At 65.2% G+C, this 18,173-nt stretch carries 18 protein-coding genes; 11 read left to right on the forward strand and 7 right to left on the reverse strand.

What is annotated here, in order from left to right; all coding sequences use genetic code 11:
* Nucleotides 1-26: 26 nt before the first annotated feature.
* The 6 genes from rpsO to rbfA all read right to left on the reverse strand — a co-directional run bounded on the left by rpsO (nucleotide 27) and on the right by rbfA (nucleotide 4,261).
* Entirely contained in the window at nucleotides 27-296 is a 270-nt protein-coding gene (rpsO, locus tag B6V75_RS17405; RefSeq protein WP_075776826.1) for a 30S ribosomal protein S15, read from the reverse strand.
* A 120-nt stretch (nucleotides 297-416) separates the two neighbouring features.
* Entirely contained in the window at nucleotides 417-1,448 is a 1,032-nt protein-coding gene (locus B6V75_RS17410; protein ID WP_146735150.1) for a calcium-binding protein, read from the reverse strand.
* 87 nt (nucleotides 1,449-1,535) lie between these two features.
* Nucleotides 1,536-2,066 (reverse strand): DUF1643 domain-containing protein, encoded by a 531-nt coding sequence (locus tag B6V75_RS17415; protein ID WP_088720525.1) that lies wholly within the window; start codon nucleotides 2,064-2,066, stop codon nucleotides 1,536-1,538.
* Between the two features lie 78 nt (nucleotides 2,067-2,144).
* Nucleotides 2,145-3,047 (reverse strand): tRNA pseudouridine(55) synthase TruB, encoded by a 903-nt coding sequence (gene truB, locus B6V75_RS17420; protein WP_075776823.1) that lies wholly within the window; start codon nucleotides 3,045-3,047, stop codon nucleotides 2,145-2,147.
* 52 nt (nucleotides 3,048-3,099) lie between these two features.
* A complete protein-coding gene (locus B6V75_RS17425; protein ID WP_088720562.1) occupies nucleotides 3,100-3,849 on the reverse strand; it encodes a phosphodiester glycosidase family protein in 750 nt (249 codons plus the stop codon).
* Nucleotides 3,830-4,261, reverse strand: coding sequence for a 30S ribosome-binding factor RbfA (gene rbfA / locus B6V75_RS17430; protein ID WP_075776888.1), 432 nt, complete (start codon nucleotides 4,259-4,261; stop codon nucleotides 3,830-3,832). The genes B6V75_RS17425 and rbfA overlap by 20 nt, the downstream gene beginning before the upstream one ends.
* Nucleotides 4,262-4,358: 97 nt before the next feature.
* On the opposite strand from rbfA, the gene dapB reads away from it, so the two are divergent.
* On the forward strand, nucleotides 4,359-5,168 hold the full coding sequence (gene dapB, locus B6V75_RS17435) for a 4-hydroxy-tetrahydrodipicolinate reductase (protein ID WP_088720526.1): 810 nt from the start codon (nucleotides 4,359-4,361) through the stop codon (nucleotides 5,166-5,168).
* Nucleotides 5,169-5,265: 97 nt separating this feature from the next.
* On the opposite strand, the gene B6V75_RS17440 is transcribed toward dapB, so the two are convergent.
* Complete coding sequence (locus tag B6V75_RS17440; protein WP_088720527.1) at nucleotides 5,266-5,451, reverse strand: DUF1674 domain-containing protein; 186 nt, start codon at nucleotides 5,449-5,451, stop codon at nucleotides 5,266-5,268.
* 80 nt (nucleotides 5,452-5,531) lie between these two features.
* Between B6V75_RS17440 and B6V75_RS17445 the strand changes: the two genes are divergently transcribed.
* From B6V75_RS17445 to B6V75_RS17490, 10 genes are all read left to right on the forward strand, one after another.
* Entirely contained in the window at nucleotides 5,532-6,803 is a 1,272-nt protein-coding gene (locus B6V75_RS17445; RefSeq protein WP_088720528.1) for a transcription antitermination factor NusB, read from the forward strand.
* A gap of 86 nt (nucleotides 6,804-6,889) precedes the next feature.
* Entirely contained in the window at nucleotides 6,890-8,611 is a 1,722-nt protein-coding gene (locus B6V75_RS17450) for a heparinase II/III family protein (protein WP_240496998.1), read from the forward strand.
* A 64-nt stretch (nucleotides 8,612-8,675) separates the two neighbouring features.
* Nucleotides 8,676-10,262 (forward strand): bifunctional phosphoribosylaminoimidazolecarboxamide formyltransferase/IMP cyclohydrolase, encoded by a 1,587-nt coding sequence (gene purH / locus B6V75_RS17455; protein ID WP_088720530.1) that lies wholly within the window; start codon nucleotides 8,676-8,678, stop codon nucleotides 10,260-10,262.
* Between the two features lie 84 nt (nucleotides 10,263-10,346).
* Nucleotides 10,347-10,826 carry a signal peptidase II gene (gene lspA / locus B6V75_RS17460; RefSeq protein WP_088720531.1) on the forward strand — a complete coding sequence of 160 codons (480 nt, stop codon included), beginning with the start codon at nucleotides 10,347-10,349 and terminating at the stop codon, nucleotides 10,824-10,826.
* A 71-nt stretch (nucleotides 10,827-10,897) separates the two neighbouring features.
* Nucleotides 10,898-11,449, forward strand: coding sequence for a DUF3035 domain-containing protein (locus B6V75_RS17465; RefSeq protein ID WP_075776816.1), 552 nt, complete (start codon nucleotides 10,898-10,900; stop codon nucleotides 11,447-11,449).
* 93 nt (nucleotides 11,450-11,542) lie between these two features.
* On the forward strand, nucleotides 11,543-12,925 hold the full coding sequence (locus B6V75_RS17470; protein WP_077701340.1) for a pitrilysin family protein: 1,383 nt from the start codon (nucleotides 11,543-11,545) through the stop codon (nucleotides 12,923-12,925).
* A complete protein-coding gene (locus tag B6V75_RS17475) occupies nucleotides 12,922-14,247 on the forward strand; it encodes a pitrilysin family protein (RefSeq protein ID WP_206198508.1) in 1,326 nt (441 codons plus the stop codon). Before B6V75_RS17470 ends, B6V75_RS17475 begins: the two co-directional genes overlap by 4 nt.
* Before the next feature lie 65 nt (nucleotides 14,248-14,312).
* Complete coding sequence (mutL, locus tag B6V75_RS17480) at nucleotides 14,313-16,211, forward strand: DNA mismatch repair endonuclease MutL (RefSeq protein WP_088720532.1); 1,899 nt, start codon at nucleotides 14,313-14,315, stop codon at nucleotides 16,209-16,211.
* A complete protein-coding gene (gene rmuC / locus B6V75_RS17485; RefSeq protein WP_088720533.1) occupies nucleotides 16,208-17,659 on the forward strand; it encodes a DNA recombination protein RmuC in 1,452 nt (483 codons plus the stop codon). Before mutL ends, rmuC begins: the two co-directional genes overlap by 4 nt.
* Before the next feature lie 61 nt (nucleotides 17,660-17,720).
* Nucleotides 17,721-18,065 carry a DUF3775 domain-containing protein gene (locus tag B6V75_RS17490; protein WP_075776813.1) on the forward strand — a complete coding sequence of 115 codons (345 nt, stop codon included), beginning with the start codon at nucleotides 17,721-17,723 and terminating at the stop codon, nucleotides 18,063-18,065.
* Nucleotides 18,066-18,173: the final 108 nt, after the last annotated feature.

Below are 18,173 nucleotides of genomic sequence, written 5' to 3' on the forward strand. Positions count from 1 at the left end.
CGTTTCGAATTCCAATCCTAGGCGGATTAGCGACGCAGGCCGAGGCGCTCGATCAGCGACTGGTAACGTGCGACGTCTTTCGCCTTCAGGTAGTCGAGCAGCTTGCGGCGCTGCGCGACGAGCATCAGAAGACCACGACGCGAGTGGTTGTCTTTCTTGTGCTCTTTGAAGTGCTCGGTCAGGTTCGCGATGCGCTTGGTCAGGACTGCGACCTGAACTTCGGGGGAACCGGTGTCACCTTCTTTGGTGCCGTATTCCTTGATAAGCGCGTTCTTGTCTTCAACAGTGATCGACATCGGGATCTCCTTACATTGAGGGTTCGGGCGCAAGCCGGGATGTCGTCCAGCAAGGTCCATAGACTGCCCCTTTCGGAGCAGATGCGCGCGTATAGACGCGAATCGGCCTGTTGAAAAGCCTTATTTCAAAGCGCCTACCGCCTGTTGCGCCGCGAATTGCTCGGGCGTGAAGAGTGCGATGTCCTGCGCGCTCAACTCCGGCGCGTCGAGCACTTCGGCCAGCCGTATCCCATCGAGCAGGATCCACGCCGCACCGGAATGAACCTCCGAGGGCTCCACACTCATCTGCGGCAAGGCCGCGCCCTGCGGATCGTAGATCACGGCCAACCGATCCTCGCCCGCCGTGTAATCGGCGATCGTTGCGGGCGTCGCCGGGTCGATCCAGTCGCTCAGAGCAAAGCTGTCGGGATCTTCGCCACCATGCAGCCAATCGCCGGAGCCGCCAAGGAGCACATCCTCCCCTGCCCCGCCATTGAGGGTATCGGCATCGGCCGCCCCCAGATCGCGCGTCTGCGGCGTGACGCCGCGCAGCAGATCGTTTCCCGCATCGCCGTTCAATTCGTCGTGCCCGGCATCCCCGGTCAGCGTGTCTGCGCCATCCGCTCCGACCAACGTATCGTCCCCAGTGCCGCCCGCGAGTGTATCGTCTCCCACGCCACCGACCAGCGTGTCGCCCCCCGCCTCACCAGAGAGCCGATCCGCCCCTGACCCGCCGGAGAGGAAATCCGGATCCGCGCCACCTGCGAGCACATCCGCGCCGTCGCCGCCGATCAGCGTGTCCGCCCCCGCCTCTCCGCGCAGCGTATCGTTGCCGGCCGCCCCGAGAAGCTCGTCATCACCGCTGCCGCCAAGCAGGCTGTCATCGCCACCATATCCATCGATCTGGTCATCGCCCGCCGCCCCCGCGATCGCATCGTCGGACGCATCACCCCAGGTCATGTAATCCTCCGGGCCGGGCGCTGGGGGATCGACCGGTACCGGCGAAGCCTCTCCGGCACTGACCAAGGTAAGAAGGTTGCCCTCACTCTCCATGGACGTGCCATCCGGATCACCCTGCGGCGGCTCATCCTCCTCATTGTCGGAGGAAACCACCATGAGACCCGCCGTGGCACCCGCCATCAGCAGACCCAGAAATCCCGACAGAAACAACATCTCGAGCACCCCTGTGAAGATGCGCGGACGTTACGGTCGCGGAGAAGAAATCCCTAGGACTTAAGCGTTAAATGCTTAACGATACGCTCACCCTTCCGGGGCGAACCACAGCTCGGGCTGATGCTCGTACGCGATGTAGAGCGGATGCTTCGGCGCGCCTGCCTTGGTCAGCCCGAGATGGTGCAGCGCCCGGCCACTGGCGCGCAGCAAGTCCTCTACTGCGGCGCCCCGTTGAAGATGCGCCCCATGCGCGCCCCAGGCACAGATGATCCGGTCTTCGGGACCGCTCGCCCAATCGAGGCTTTCGCGGATCGACGCATCATTCTCCGGACCGACCGGATCTTCCTGCGCCCGCATCACCTTCGGATCGGTTGCGCGATAGGCGAAGATATTGGTCACCCGGAACGCCCCGAAACCCAGCGCCCGCGCGCGGCGCTCGCAGCGCTCCACCGTGGGATCGTTCTGCACTTCGGTCGCGGTCGAGGGGTTGAGCATGATGAAAAGCGCCCGGGGTTTGCTGTCGTCCCAGACCCGCGTCAGCAGGTAGCGGTAGTTCTCGCAATCCGAATAGACCGCGATGGAAGGGGCGTCGCCTTTAATATGCTCGCGGGTGATCATCTCTCGTCCTGACCGTTGCGTGTGTGGCAGAGGGCGGAGGCCTCCGGCGGGGATATTTGGACCAAGGGGAAGGGCGCGTCAAAGATTGAAGACGCGGCTCGGATGGACCTCGCCGGATTTGTAGATGCCGACGGCGAGCGGTTTGCCCTCATGGCTGACCCAGACTTCCTCGCCCCATTCGGCGTCACCCGGCAGCACCATGCCCGGATTGCCGTTCTTCAGCCGCACCGCGCCCTCGGGCGTGGCTTTCAGCTGCACCAGATCGTCAAGACCAAGTTCCACAGGCAGCAGTTTCGCATCGAGTTCGGGCGTCTTTGCCAGTTCGTCGATCTCCGCCAGCGTGATCCCGTCGCTCGCCTCGAAAGGCCCCGACCATTCGCGGCGCAGCCAGAGGACGTGGCCGAGACAGCCCAGCTTCTGCCCCAGATCGCGCGCGATGGAGCGCACATAGCCGCCCTTGCCGCAAACCAGTTCCAGCTCGACCGTATCGGCATCGGGCCGGCCCAGCATCACGAGGCTTTCGACATAGAGAGGCCGCGCGGCCAGTTCCATTTCCTCGCCCGCCCGGGCCAGGGCATAGGCGCGCTCGCCATCGACCTTCACCGCGGAGAATTGCGGCGGCACCTGTTCGATATCACCTTCGAAAGCGGTCAGCGCGGCGGCGATCTCTTCATCGGTGGGGCGCAGATCGGAGGTCTCGATCACCTCGCCCTCGGCATCGTCGGTCTTGGTCGCAGCCCCCAGCCGCACCTGAAACCGATAGCACTTCAGCGCATCGGTGATGAAAGGCACCGTCTTCGTGGCCTCGCCCAGCGCCACCGCCAGAACCCCGGTCGCCGCCGGGTCGAGCGTGCCCGCGTGGCCCGCCTTCTTGGCGCCCAGCGCCCAGCGCACCTTGTTCACCACCGAGGTGGAGGTGATGTCCGCGGGCTTGTCCACGATCAACCAGCCGGAAATGTCGCGACCCTTCTTGCGTGCCATGAGGCCTCCGTAGTCAACAGGGGCCGCCTGCTAGCCCAAGCGGCGCGAGCCGTCAATCTCCAGCAGCGGGGTCCGCGTGCGCGATCAGCGCCACGATCGGCCCCATCGGCAGGCCCATATCCTCGCGCCCCTGGCCGGGAATGGTCAGCCGAGATATCTTTCCGTCGAAATAGAGCGCGTTGGGCACCTGCATCTCGTCACGGAAGAAACGACCGAATTCGTGAAAGCTCACCGGCGCATCGGAGATCGCGAAATAGGCGGTCTTGCCATCGGCCGAGACACCCACCCCGTTGCGGATGTTCTTCGACGTTCCGTCGGCGAGGAATTTCGGATGCAGCGTGCCGTCGATCACCAGCATCGGCCCCGATTGCGTCGCATAGGTGCAGTCCTTCGGGTCAGCGGCGAAGGCGCGCGATTCCGTCACCGAGAATGTCTCGCCGATGCAGAAGACACCATTTGGCAGCAGGCCGAAATTGCCCGGCCCTTCGGAGGTGACGATCGAATGCAGTTCCTTGCCGTTCTCGATGAACAGGCCCACCGGCTTGCGATCGGGATGGTACATCCCCGCATTCATCGCGAAGATAACGCGGTCGCCTTTGGGGACGACTTCGGAAAGCCGCTCGGGCGTTCCGATCAGGTTGCCATCGGGATCGTCGAGGAACAGCTTCAGGTCCTGCCCGAGCTGCGCTTCGCAGACCGTGTAGGTCACGCCGTCGAAGCTGCGATCCGCGCAAGGAGCGTCGGCCAGCGCAGGCGTGGCCAGCAGCATCAGCGCGGCAGCATTAGTTGCGATCGTCTTCATCGTCTTCGTCATCGTCCCGCGCAGCGATATCGCGCTGCACCGTCTCGTCCGAAAACATACGGCGCGTCTCGTCCAGCCGGTCATAAGTCTCGTCCAACCGGAAGCGCAGATCGGGGCTGTATTTCGCGGTCATTTCTTTGCCCAGCAGACGCCGCAGCTCGCCCTTGTTGCGCGCGAGCGCCGCGATCAACTCTTTGCCGCCTTCCCCGCCCAAGGGCGTGACATAGGCGGTCGCGACCTTCAGGTCTGGAGAGCAGCGCACTTCGCCCACCGTCACCGAGAAGCGGCTGAGATCGGGATCATGCACGTCGCCGCGCATCAGGAGGTCCGACAGCGTGCGTCGGATCAACTCGCCCATGCGAAGCTGACGTTGCGAGGGGCCATCGCCCGAGGAGAAACGGTTCTTTGCCATGGCGCTCACATAGGGCGTCTGCGGGTTTTGCGCAACGGGGGCTTTGCCAAGCGCGCCTGTGCAAGCTAGATAGCGCGAAACCGTTAAGGAGAAAGACATGAGCGACCTGCCGGGCATCGTGATCACCGGGGCGTCGGGCCGGATGGGCCAGATGCTGATCCGCACCGTGAGCGAGAGCGACAAGGCGCGCCTCGTGGGCGCCGTCGAACGCACGGGCCACGACTGGGTCGGACAGGATCTGGGCGAGGCGATGGGCGGCGCACCGAACGGCGTGATCGTGACCGACGATCCGCTGGAGGCGTTTTCCGGGGCGCAGGCCGTGATCGACTTCACCGCGCCTGCCGCCACCCGCGAATTCGCGAAGATCGCGGCGCAGGCACGCCTGACCCATGTGATCGGCACGACCGGCATGGATGACGATGACATCGCGGCGCTCAAGCCCTGTGCCCGTCACGCGGTGATCGTGCGCGCGGGCAACATGAGCCTCGGGGTAAACCTGCTCACGCAGCTGACGAAGAAAGTCGCGCAGGCGCTCGATGCCGATTGGGATATCGAAGTGATCGAAGCCCATCACAACAAGAAGGTCGATGCACCCTCTGGCACCGCGCTGATGCTGGGCGAGGCGGCGGCGGAAGGCCGTGGCGTCTCGCTCGAAGACAATCGCGAGTCGGGCCGCGACGGTATCACCGGCACACGCAAGCATGGCGCGATCGGCTTCTCGGCCATTCGAGGCGGCGATATCGTGGGCGAGCATGACGTGCTGTTTGCCGGCATGGGCGAGCGGATCATCCTGCGCCATGTCGCCACCGACCGTGCCATCTTCGCGCGCGGCGCGTTCAAGGCCGCGCTCTGGGGGCAGGACAAACGCCCCGGCGAATACGACATGCTCGACGTGCTGGGGCTCTGAGTCACAGCAGTTTCGGATTGGCTCAAATATCCTGGGGGCGAGGCGCAACGCGCCGAGGGGGCGACGCCCCCTGCCCCGGCATCAAAGGGCGCCGCGATCAGAAGTCGATCGCGAGGCCTTTCTTCTCCCAATCGCCGTAGCGCACGGGCTCGGGACCGTCGCGACCGCCAAGCTCAGTCGGGAGTTCCGCCGCCTGCGCGTTCTTGCGGCGCTCTTCGGCTTCGGCGAGCGCGCGCAGGGCTGCGGGCGGCAAGTCGCGCTTATCTTCGGGCTTATCGGACATGGCGCGTCCTTTCTTGTCTGTGGATCGGGGCATGATATAGGCCTGCGCTTAAGCCGCAACAAGCCAGGAAGCCGCAGCCCATGTCCAGACCCGACCCCGCGCGCCGCGCAGCCCTTGGCCTGATCGTGGGCGTTCTCGAGGATCGCGAAAGCCTCTCCGAGCAAATCGGCGCGGAAGCGCTCGACGGGCTGGAGCCTGCGCAACGCGCTCGCGCCCAGCGCCTCGCGACGACGACGCTGCGCCATCTGGGCCGCGCCGACCGGATTCTCAAACCGCATCTGCGCCGTCGCACGCCGACGGACGTGATGGCGATCCTGCGGCTGGCCACGGTCGAGCTGCTGGAAGAAAAGCAAGCCCCGCATGGCGTCGTCGATGCCGCCGTAACGCTGGTGAAATCGGCCGGGCCGAAGTTGCAGAGCTTCTCGGGACTGGTGAATGCCGTGCTGCGCAAGGTCTCCGAGGAGGGCGATAAATGGGCCACGACGCCTGCGCCCGAAATGCCGGGCTGGCTGCGCGGGCGCGTCATGTCGTCCTTCGGCAAGAAGGCCGCGCAGGCGATGGAAGTCGCGCACCTGGCCGGTGCGCCGCTCGACCTGAGCGTGAAGGACGATGCCGCAGGATGGGCCGAGACGCTGGGCGCGACGCTTCTGCCCACGGGCTCGCTGCGGCTGACCGATCCGGGCAAAGTGTCCGAGCTAGCCGGTTTCGAAGACGGCGCGTGGTGGGTGCAGGATGCCGCCGCCGCGCTGCCCGCGAAGCTGCTCGCTCCGGCATCTGGTGCGCACGTCCTCGACCTTTGTGCAGCACCCGGGGGCAAAACGCTGCAACTCGCCGCGATGGGGGCCGATGTGACCGCGCTCGATATTTCCGAGGCGCGGCTGGAGCGGCTCGCGGAAAACCTCGACCGGACGCAGATGGAGGCCGAGATCGTCGCCGCCGACGCGCTCGAATGGGAGCCGGATGCGCCTTTCGACGCGATCCTGCTCGATGCGCCCTGCTCGGCCACCGGCACGATCCGCCGCCATCCCGACCTGCCCTTCATCAAGGACGGCACCTCGATCAAGCCGCTCTTCGCGCTTCAGGAACAACTCCTCGACCGCGCGCTGCAATGGCTCAAACCCGGCGGCATGCTGGTCTATGCGACCTGCTCGCTTCTGCCCGAAGAGGGTGAGGCGCAGATCAAGGCGGCGCTCACCCGGCATCCGGACCTCACCGTGATCCGCCCCGATCTGCCCGGCGTCGATCCCGCGTGGATCACCGAGGAAGGCGGGCTGCGCCTGCGGCCCGATTTCTGGCCTGATCTCGGGGGGATGGACGGATTCTACATGGCGCGACTGCAACGCTCTGCGTGAACTGGCACCGCAGGCGGTGACAGCGCGCCTGCCTCCCAGTAACGTGACCGCATTCCCCGACAGAAGGGCATGCAAGCGGCGACGGAATGGGCAAGGACAGAACCCGATCATCGGCAAAATTCGGCATGGCGCTGAACCGGCTCGCTGCTGCGCGCGCGGGCCGTGCGCAAACCGTGACCGGCTTCGTCAGCCAGCCGGAACCGCGCACGATCGGCTCTTATGCCAAGGGGCGGCAACTCGTTCAGGGCAATTTCCTGTTCGCCGGCTTCCTGATCGAAGGCCCGGGGGTCAACATCTGGGATCTGCCGATGCCTGACCCCGCGTTCGAGGATGCGCTTCACGGTTGCGGTTGGCTGGACGATCTCGCCGCGCTGGGCACCCGCGAGGCCCGGATCCGCGCGCAGGATTGGGTCTTCGGCTGGATCGACCGCTTCGGCGACGGCAAAGGGCCGGGCTGGACGCCCGATCTGACCGGGCGCCGCCTGATCCGCTGGATCAACCACGCGGTCCTGCTTCTGAACGGGCGCGAGCGCGTGGATGCCGACCGCTTCTTCCACGCCTTGGGCAAGCAGACGATCTTCCTTTCGAAGCGCTGGTTCGGCGCGGTGCAGGGGCTGCCCCGGTTCGAGGCGCTGACCGGTCTCGTCTATGCGGGACTTGCGCTGACCGGGATGGAGCGGCACGCCGCCCCCGCGCTCGAGGCGCTGTCGCGCGATTGCGCGCAGGAAATCGACGCGGAGGGCGGGATCGCCAGCCGGAACCCCGAGGAACTGCTCGAGATCCTGACGCTTCTCAACTGGGCAGCCGAGGCATTGGAAACGGCGGGGCGCACGCCGCCGGGTCCGCTCCTCGATGCGATCGCTCGGATTGCGCCCACCCTACGCGCACTGCGCCACTCCGATGGGGCGCTGGCGCGGTTTCACGGCGGCGGACGCGGCCCCGAAGGGCGGCTCGACGCAGCGCTCTCGGCGACCGGCATCCGCAGCGTGCGGCGCGAACCGATCGCGATGGGCTATGTGCGAATGCAGGGGGGGCGCGGCTCTCTCATCATCGACGCGGCGCGACCTCCGCAGGGCGAGGCCTCGGCCAATGCCCATGCGTCGACGCTGGCTTTCGAGCTGACCTCCGGTCGTCGCCCGCTGATCGTCAATTGCGGCTCGGGCGCGCAGTTCGGCGCGGATTGGCACCGGGCGGGCCGGGCCACCGCCAGCCATTCGACCCTCTCGATCCGCGGCTATTCCTCGTCGCGCCTCGGCCCCGAGCGCCTCTTCGGACGGGCACCGCGCGCCTTTCTCGACAAGACGCCGAAAAACGTCTGGTTCAAGCCCGACGACCTGTCCGAGACCGGGATGATCTTCGGCCATGACGGCTATGCCGAGACCCACGGCATGTCGCATATCCGCGAGCTGGACCTCTCCGTCGACGGGCGCGAATTGCGCGGGCGCGACACGCTGGGCGCGATGACGCCTCAGGATATCGAGCGCTTCGACCAGATCTTCGAGCGTGAAGGCCTGCGCGGCATTCCCTTCGACATCCGCTTTCACCTGCATCCCGATTGCGACGCGGCACTCGATCTCGGTGGCACCGCCGTTTCGGTCGCGCTGCGCACCGGGGAAATCTGGATTTTCCGCCATGACGGGGTCGCCGATCTGGCATTGGAACCCTCGGTTTACCTGGAAAAAGGGCGCATTCGCCCGCGTCCTGCACAACAGATCGTGCTTTCCAGCAAGGTTCTGGACCGGGCCTGCCAGATTGGCTGGACCTTTTCGCAAGCACGCGATAACCCCTCGGCCATCGACGCGCCCTGACCTTGGGGCAGATCCCCCAAGGATGGCCGGGCGCCCCTGACCTGAGCCTTGCGAGGAGCTGCCCGTGACCCGCCCGATCCCCCTGACCCGTGCGCTGATTTCCGTTTCCGACAAGACCGGACTGGTCGACTTCGCCCAAGCGCTTGCTGCGCGCGGTGTGGAACTGCTATCCACCGGCGGCACCGCCAAAACCCTGCGCGAAGCTGGCCTCAGCGTGCGCGACGTGGCCGATCTGACGGGTTTCCCGGAGATGATGGACGGTCGCGTTAAGACGCTCCACCCGAAAGTGCATGGCGGCCTGCTGGCGCTGCGCGACAACGAAGAACACCTCGCCGCGATGGAAGCGCATCAGATCGAGGCGATCGACCTGCTGGTGGTGAACCTCTACCCGTTCGAGGAAACCGTGGCGAAAGGCGCCGATTACGACACCTGCATCGAGAACATTGATATCGGCGGCCCGGCGATGATCCGGGCTGCGGCGAAGAACCACGCGTTTGTCTCGACCGTCGTGGATGTCGAAGATTACGCCGCCGTGCTGGAAGAGCTCGACGCGAATGATGGCGCGACCTCCTACCCGTTCCGCCAGCGCCTCGCCCAGATCGCCTATGCGCGCACCGCGGCCTATGATGCCGCCGTCTCGACTTGGATGGCTGGCGCCATCGGCGAGCAGACCCCGCGCCGCCGCGCTTTCGCGGGCACGCTCGCCCAAACGCTGCGCTATGGCGAAAACCCGCACCAGTCGGCGGCCTTCTACCTCGACGGTACGAACCGCCCCGGCGTCGCGACCGCGAAGCAGCTGCAGGGCAAAGAACTGAGCTACAACAACATCAACGACACTGATGCCGCCTACGAGCTGGTCTCGGAATTCGGCACCGAGAAGCCCGCCGTCGCGATCATCAAGCATGCCAATCCCTGCGGCGTGGCGACCGGCGAGACCGTGATCGAAGCCTATAAGCGCGCGTTCGACTGCGATCGCACCTCGGCCTTCGGCGGCATCATCGCGCTGAACCAGACGCTCGACGCGGCGACCGCCGAAGAGATCACCAAGATTTTCTCCGAAGTCATCATCGCGCCCTCGGTGGACGAGGCGGCGAAAGAGGTTATCGCGAAGAAGAAGAATGTGCGCCTTCTCGAAACCGGTGGCCTGCCCGACATCACCGCACCGATCACGACCTATCGTCAGGTCGCGGGCGGTTTCCTCGTACAGGACAAGGACAACGGCGTGATCTCGCTGGACGATCTGAAAGTGGTGACCGAGCGCCAGCCCTCCGAGCAGGAGCTGAAAGACCTTGTGTTCGCGTGGAAAGTCGCGAAACACGTCAAGTCGAACGCGATCATCTACGTCAAGGACGGCGCGACCGTCGGCGTGGGCGCGGGCCAGATGAGCCGCGTCGACTCGACCCGGATCGCGGCGCGCAAAGCGGAAGACATGATGGAAGCCGCTGGTCTGAGCGAGACTCCCACCAAGGGGTCAGTCGTGGCCTCGGACGCCTTCTTCCCCTTCGCCGACGGCCTGATCACCGCGGCCGAGGCAGGCGCCACCGCGATCATCCAGCCCGGCGGCTCGATGCGCGATCAGGAAGTGATCGACGCGGCGAACGAGCGTGGTCTCGCGATGGTCTTCACCGGAATGCGCCATTTCCGCCACTGATCCGCCCGTATCTTTGCGTAGCCCGGTGGATGCCGGGCTGCACCTTCTGGCATGAAGACGTGACGAGAAACAAACGAGGGCCAGATGCGGCTAGCAGCGAAAGTGACAGCGGGCGTCCTGCTCCTCGACCAGGTGTCGAAATATATCGTGGTGCAGGGGATGCATCTCGACCAGCGCGGCGCGATCGACGTGGTGCCGCCCTACCTCAACTTTCGCATGGCATGGAATCGCGGCGTCAATTTCGGTCTGTTCTCCGGCGAAACCGACTGGATGCGCTGGGTGCTGATTATCGTCGCGCTGGTGATTTCGCTCTGGGTCTGGGTCTGGATCGCGCGTGAGCCGCATTCGCGGCGGGTGAATATCTCGGCCGGGCTGCTGGTCGGTGGCGCGCTCGGAAACGTCGTCGACCGGCTCGTTTACGGCGCGGTGGCGGATTTTCTCAACATGTCGCTACCGGGTTGGGAGAACCCCTATTCTTTCAACGTGGCAGATGTGGCGATTTTCCTCGGCGCTGTCGGTCTGGTGCTGTTCACCGGCAAGGACCATCGCCCCAACGAAGGCTAGCCTGTTTTTCGCAGGTGACGACGCTCCAATGTTGCGTTAAGACGGGGGCGGAACTGGCAAGGGAGTGGTTCATGCAGGCGAAGATCGGCACGCTCGGACTCGCGTTTACAGCGGTACTGACGCTGGCTGCCTGCGGCAATTCCCGCGACCCCAGCCTGATGAATCTGCGGTCTTCGCACCAAGGCCCGGACGAATTCGGCGTAATTCCGACGAAGCCGTTGGAGATGCCGGAGAACCTGGATGCCCTGCCGCCGCCCACGCCGGGCGGCGCGAACATCACCGATCCCACGCCCGAAGCTGATGCCGTCGCCGCCCTTGGTGGCAATCCGCGCCGCCTTGATCGGAACGGCCAGGTGCCGACGTCGGATCGGGCGCTCGTCTCCGCGGCTTCGCGTTACGGCAGCCAGGCGGGCATCCGCCAGACCCTCGCCGCCGAAGATTACCAGTGGCGCAAGGATCACGACGGTCGCCTGCTCGAACGTCTGTTCCAGGTTTCGGTCTACTACAAAGCCTACAAGCCGATGGAGCTCGACCAGTCGGCAGAGCTCGAGCGCTGGCGCCGTCTCGGCGTCGTCACCCCGGGCGCCCCGCCCTCGGGTGAAGCGCAGCAAGCGGTCAAGTAATCCGGAAAATCATCACGAGAACGTCACCGGCGTTTGCACGCGAAGCGAGAGTGCTTATCTTCGCCGAAACTGTGTCTTGTGAGGAGTTGGGCATTGCGTGCATTCCTGTTCGCCCTGCTGACATTGGCAGGTCTGAGCCCGGCGGTGGCCGGTGACGTCTCTACTTTCGAGTTGGAAAACGGCCTGAAAGGCGTCGTGATCGAAGATCACCGCGCGCCCGTCGTGGTCCATATGGTCTGGTACAAAGCCGGATCGGCCGACGAGAAGCGCGGCAAATCCGGCATCGCGCATTACCTTGAACACCTGATGTTCAAGGGCACCGACACCATGGCCCCCGGCGAGCTGTCGAAGACGGTCGCCGCCAATGGCGGTTCGGACAACGCCTTCACCAGCTTCGATTACACCGCCTATTTCCAGCGCATCGCCGCGGACCGACTGCCGCTGGTGATGAAGATGGAAGCGGACCGGATGCGCAATCTGCGTATCTCGCCCGACGACGCGAAGACCGAGCTGCAGGTGATCCTGGAAGAGCGTGCGCAGCGTACCGATTCCAACCCGCAGGCGCTGTTCAACGAACAGGAGCGCGCCGCCCAGTTCCTCAACTCGCCCTATGGCACGCCGGTCATCGGCTGGCGCAAGGAAATGGAAGGCCTGACCCGGCAGGACGCGCTCAAGTGGTATCACGAATATTACGCGCCCAATAACGCGGTACTCGTGGTCGCGGGCGATGTGAAGCCCGACGAGGTGAAGGCGCTCGCCGAGAAGTATTACGGCAAGCTGAAACCGACCGAGGACCTGTCGCCCCGCGCCCGCCCGCAAGAGCCGCCGCAACGCGCCGCGCGCCACCTGACCTTCGAGGACGCCCGCGTCGCCCAGCCCTATCTGGTCCGCACCTATCTCGCCCCCGAGCGCAATCCGGGCGATCAGAAGCGCGCGGCCGCCCTGACCGTTCTGTCGGAGATTCTCGGCGGCAATCAGGCGACCTCCGTACTTGGCCGAAAGCTGATCTACGGCGACGGCACCGCGATCTACGCGTCGAGCTACTATGACGGCATGTCGATCGACCCGACGACGTTCAACCTCTCGGTCATGCCCGCCAAGGATGTGAGCCTCCCCGAGGCTGAAAAGGCACTCGACAAGGCGCTGGCGCAATTTCTGAAGGAAGGCATCGACCCGGAGCAATTTGCCCGCATCAAGACGCAGGTGAAGGCCTCCGAGATCTATTCGCGCGACAACACGCAGGGCCTCGCACGGCGCTATGGCGAAGCACTGGCCTCGGGCTTCACGGTGAAGGATGTCGAGGACTGGCCGGACGTTCTGATGTCGGTGACCGAGGAGGACGTGATGGCCGCGGCCCGCGATCTGTTCCAGAACAAGTCCTCGGTGACGGGCTATGCCAAGCGTCCCGATGACGCCCCCGCCGAGACTGCGGCCCCCGCCGCGCCGCCCGTGACCGCGCAGGAGATCACGCAATGATCCATACCCGTTTCCCGATCGCCGCGCGCCTCGTGATGGCGTCGCTCTTCGCCTTCGTGCTGGCCCTGCCCGCCCGCGCGATCGACATTCAGCAGGTCACCTCGCCCGGCGGCATCAAGGCGTGGCTGGTGGAGAATCACGACATCCCCTTCACCGCGCTCGACATCGCCTTCCGCGGCGGGGCGAGCCTCGATGCCAAGGGCAAACGCGGCGCGATCAACCTGATGACCGCCACGCTCGAAGAAGGCGCGGGAGAGAAGAACTCGCAGCAATTCGCCGAGGCCGAGGAAGCACTGGCCGCACAGTTCGGCTTCGATGTGGGCGACGACTCGCTCGACATCTCGGCCCGGATGCTGACCGAGAACCGCGACAAATCCGTCGATCTTCTGCGCGAGGCGCTGGTCAATCCGCGTTTCGATCAAAGCGCAATCGAACGCGTCCGCCAGCAGGTGCTCGCCGTGATCGCGTCGAGCAAACAGGACCCGAACGACATCGCGGGCGAGAAATTCCGCGAGATCACCTATGGCGATCATCCCTATGGTAGCTCGCTCAACGGCACCACCGAGAGCGTGAAGGGCCTGACGCGCGAGGACCTGTTCGAGGCCAAGGACCGTGTGATGACCCGCGATCACATGGTGGTCTCCGCAGTGGGCGACATCACCCCGGAAGAACTCGGGCCGATGCTCGACAAGCTGCTGGGCGATCTGCCCGCCAAGGGCGCCGACATGCCACCCCCCGCGGATCCGAGCTTCAAGGGCGGCGTGACCACGGTCGATTTCGACAGCCCGCAATCGGTGGTGATGTTCGGCCAGAAGGGGATCGGGCTGAAAGACCCCGATTTCTTCGCGGCCTATGTCCTCAACCAGATCCTCGGCGCGGGCGGGTTCTCGTCGCGCCTGATGGACGAGGTGCGCGAGAAACGCGGCCTGACCTATGGCATCGCCTCCTATATCGTCGACAAGGATCTGGCGAAGACTTGGCAGGGCAGCTTTGCCTCCGCCAATGAGAAGGTCGCAGAGGCGATCTCGGTCGTGAAAGAACAGTGGAAAAAAGCGGCGACCGGCAAGGTCACCGACAAGGAGCTGGAGGACGCCAAGACCTACCTCACCGGTGCCTATCCGCTGCGTTTCGACGGCAATGGCACGATCGCGGGCATTCTCACGGGGATGCAGCTCAACGACATGGCGCCGAGCTATATCGACACCCGCAACGACAAGGTGAACGCGGTCACGAAGGAGGATATCCAGCGCGTGGCCAAGCGCATCCTGAACCCCGACAACCTGACCTTCGTCGTCGTCGGACGCCCGCAGGGCCTGAACTGATTTCGCTGGGGATAGCTGGCGCGAATCTCTTTAGATGAGCGCCGCGCCATGCTATCCCTAGTGGAATGAACCAGCACAACCGCAATATCGGCGCGTCTGAGCGTCCTGTGATCCGGCAGCTCGATGACGCTGCGGCAAACCGCATCGCAGCGGGCGAGGTGGTCGAACGTCCGGCCTCGGCGGTGAAGGAGCTGGTGGAGAACGCACTGGATGCAGGCGCCTCGCGGGTCGCGGTGGAATATTGCGATGGCGGCAAGACGCTGATCCGCGTGACCGACGACGGCTGCGGGATGACCGCCGAGGATCTGCCGCTGGCGCTCTCGCGCCATGCCACCTCGAAGATCGACGGCTCGGACCTTCTCAACATCCACACTTTCGGCTTTCGCGGAGAGGCGCTGCCCTCGCTCGGCGCGGTCGGACGGCTGACGATCACCTCGCGCGTCGATGGTCTCGACGCCTTCCAGATCAGCGTGGCGGGCGGCCAGATCGGGCCGGTGAAACCGGCGGCGCTAAACCGGGGCACCGTGGTCGAACTGCGCGACCTGTTCTTCGCCACGCCCGCACGTCTGAAATTCATGCGCACCGACCGGGCCGAGGCGCAGGCGATCGCCGATGTGATGAAACGGCTGGCGATGGCGGCGCCCTATGTCAGCTTCACCCTCACCGATGTGTCCAACGGCAAATCGCGCGAGATTTTCCGCGCCGATGGCGAGCAGGGCGAATTGTTCGACGCGCTCGCGGAGCGACTGGCTCGGGTGATCGGGCGCGCCTTCTCGGATAACGCGGTGAAGATCGACGCCGAGCGCGAAGATATCCGCCTGACCGGTTACGCCGCGCTGCCCACCTATTCGCGCGGCGCGGCGGTGGAGCAGTTCCTCTTCGTCAATGGTCGCCCAGTCCGCGACAAGCAGCTGACCGGGGCACTGCGCGCGGCCTACATGGATTTCCTCAGCCGCGAACGTCATCCCGCCGCCTGCCTCTTTCTGACCTGCGAGCCCGAGCGCGTCGACGTCAACGTCCACCCCGCAAAGGCCGAGGTCCGCTTCCGAGAGGCCGCGACCGTGCGCGGGCTGATCGTGACGGGGCTGCGCCATGCGCTGGCGCAAGCGGGGCATCGGGCGTCCTCGACCGTCTCGGATGCGACGCTCGGCGCGATGCGCCCCGAACCGACCGCCAATCAGCCGCCGCGCATTTACCAGATGGATCGCCCGAGCCTTGGCGCGATGCGGTCGTCCTACTCCGCGCAGGCGCCGCTGCCCGATCCGGCCTATCAGCCCCCATCCTACCCGCAGCCGTCCTTCCAAGAGGCCCCTGCGCCCAGCTTCGACTATGCGCCCTCGGCGCGGGCCGAGGCCCCGGCCCCCGCTGAGCCCGCGCTGACCGAAAAGCCCTTGGGGGCTGCCCGCGCGCAGGTGCATGAGAATTACATCATCGCCCAGACCGAGCGCGGCATCGTCATCGTCGATCAGCACGCGGCGCATGAGCGGCTGGTCTATGAGAAGCTGAAGGGCCAGATGGCCGAGAACGGCGTGCCCGCGCAGGCGCTATTGATCCCCGAGATTGTGGAGCTTTCCCAAGACGACGCCGCGCTGCTCCTGGAACATGCCGACGCGCTTTCCCGCCTTGGGCTGACCATCGAACCCTTTGGCGGCAGCGCGATTGCGGTGCGCGAAACCCCTGCCGTTCTGGGCGAAATCAATGCCGAAGGGCTGCTGCGCGACGTGCTCGACGAGCTGTCCGATCTGGGCGACAGCCAGTTGGTGCAGGCCAAGATCGAAGCGGTACTCAGCCGCATGGCGTGCCACGGCTCGATCCGCTCGGGCCGCCAGATGCGCGCCGACGAGATGAATGCGCTGCTGCGCCAGATGGAGGCCACCCCCCATTCCGGCCAATGCAACCATGGGCGTCCGACATATGTCGAACTGAAGCTCAGCGATATTGAAAGACTGTTTGGCCGCACATGATCCAGCTCGGTTCCCTCACGCTCGACCTTAACGATCCCGTGGTTCAGGCTCTGATCGGCGCAGTCGTCGTCGCGCTGATCTTCGCCGGGCTGTGGCTGTCTGCGCGCAAGCGTGCCGCGGAACTGGATGCCGATCTGGCCGCGGCCGAACCTTATCGCGAAGAGGCCCAGAACCTGCGCGAGGCGCTCGCTGCCTCTGAAGCTGCGGCAGAACGTCTGCACGAGGTCGAGGCCACGCTGGAGCGTACGCGAAACGCGCTCAACGACGAATACCGGGCGCGCGTTGCCAAGTCCGAGGCTTATGAGAGCCTGCAGCGCGAACATGCGGCGCGCCTCGAAGAATTGCGCGGCATGAAGAAGGAGATCGAGGATCGGTTCTCCTCGGTCGCCTCCGGCGTGCTGCAGAAGAACTCCGAGGCTTTCCTGTCGCTCGTCTCGGAACGGTTCAAGACCCATGAGAAGACCGCGCAGGAGGAACTCGACCGCCGCCGCGACGCGATCGAGCATCTGGTGAAGCCGCTCAACACCCGGCTCAACGAGTTCGGCGAGCAGATCCAGTCGATCGAGAAGGCCCGCAACGAGGCTTACGGCGCGATCCATGCGCAGGTGAAGACGCTGGCCCAAGGGCAAGCGCATCTGGGGCAGGAGACCCGCAAGCTTGTGCAGGCGCTACGGGCGCCGAAGACGCGGGGCCGCTGGGGCGAAATGCAGCTGCGGCAGGTCTTCGAGATGGCGGGGATGTCCGAGAACGTGGATTTCCACCTCGAGCAGCATTTCCAGACCGATGCAGGCGCGCGCCGCCCCGATGCGATCGTCCATATCCCCGGCGGCAAGAGCATCGTGATCGACGCCAAGACCCCGCTCGAGGCTTATCTCGATGCGCTGGAGGCGGAGACCCCGGAACTGCAGAACGCGGCCATCACCCGCCACGCGCAGCAGGTGCGTCAGCATGTGAAGCTGCTGTCCTCGAAATCCTATCAGGACCAGCTGCACGAGACGCCCGATTTCGTCGTCATGTTCATCCCCGGCGAGACCTTCGTGGCCGCCGCCGCCGAGGCCGATCCGGGCCTTATCGAATACGCGTTCGAGAACAAGGTGCTGATCGCCTCGCCGACGACGCTGATGGCGCTGGTGAAAGCCATCGCCTATGGCTGGCAGCAGGAGAAGATGGCCCGCAACGCCATCGAAGTGCAGAAGACCGCCAAGGATCTCTACGAGCGGATCAAGACCTTCGGCGGCCATGTCGAATCCGTCGGCAAGGCGCTGACCCGCTCGGTCGAGAGCTACAACAAGGCGGTGGGCTCGCTGGAAAGCCGCGTGCTGCCTTCCGCCCGCCGCTTCGAACAGATGGGCGTCGTGCCCGATGGCGGCACGCTGGAGACGCCCGCGCTGGTCGACAGCCATCCGCGCGCGGTCTCCGCCCCGGCGCTCGTGCAAGAGGAAGACTGACACCTATTGCCGCTTGCGCAAAAGAGGGCGGAGGCGCAAACTCAAGCCTCAGGAGGGATACATGCTCACCATCAGCCCCGCCAAAATCGCCCATGTCATCATCCGCGCCCGCAAGTTCGACGCGGGCGTGCCCGGCTCCGGCCAAGCCCGTGAGCTGCGTGCCTTCATCGCCGCGCTGAACGAGGATGAGCAAGCAGGTCTGACTGCGGTGATGTGGGTCGGGCGCGACACTTATGACGCGTCGGAACTGGATGAGGCGATCGCCACCGCCAAGGCCGAAGCGACCGCGCCCACCGAAGATTACCTGCTGGGCAATCCGATGCTGGCCGATCATCTCGAAGACGGGCTGAATGCGCTTGGTATCTCGCTCGAAGAGGCTGAGGAAGACATCTACCCCACGGTCTGAGCCGCGCATCCCAAGCGCCGGACAAGGAAAAGGCGGCCCCCGCAGGAGCCGCCTTCCTCATTTCCAACCTTGGCGCGCGTCACGCAGCCCATGCCGCATAAAGCGCCT

This window comes from Thioclava sp. F1Mire-8 (genome assembly GCF_002213165.1).
Classification (GTDB): Bacteria; Pseudomonadota; Alphaproteobacteria; order Rhodobacterales; family Rhodobacteraceae; genus Thioclava; species Thioclava nitratireducens.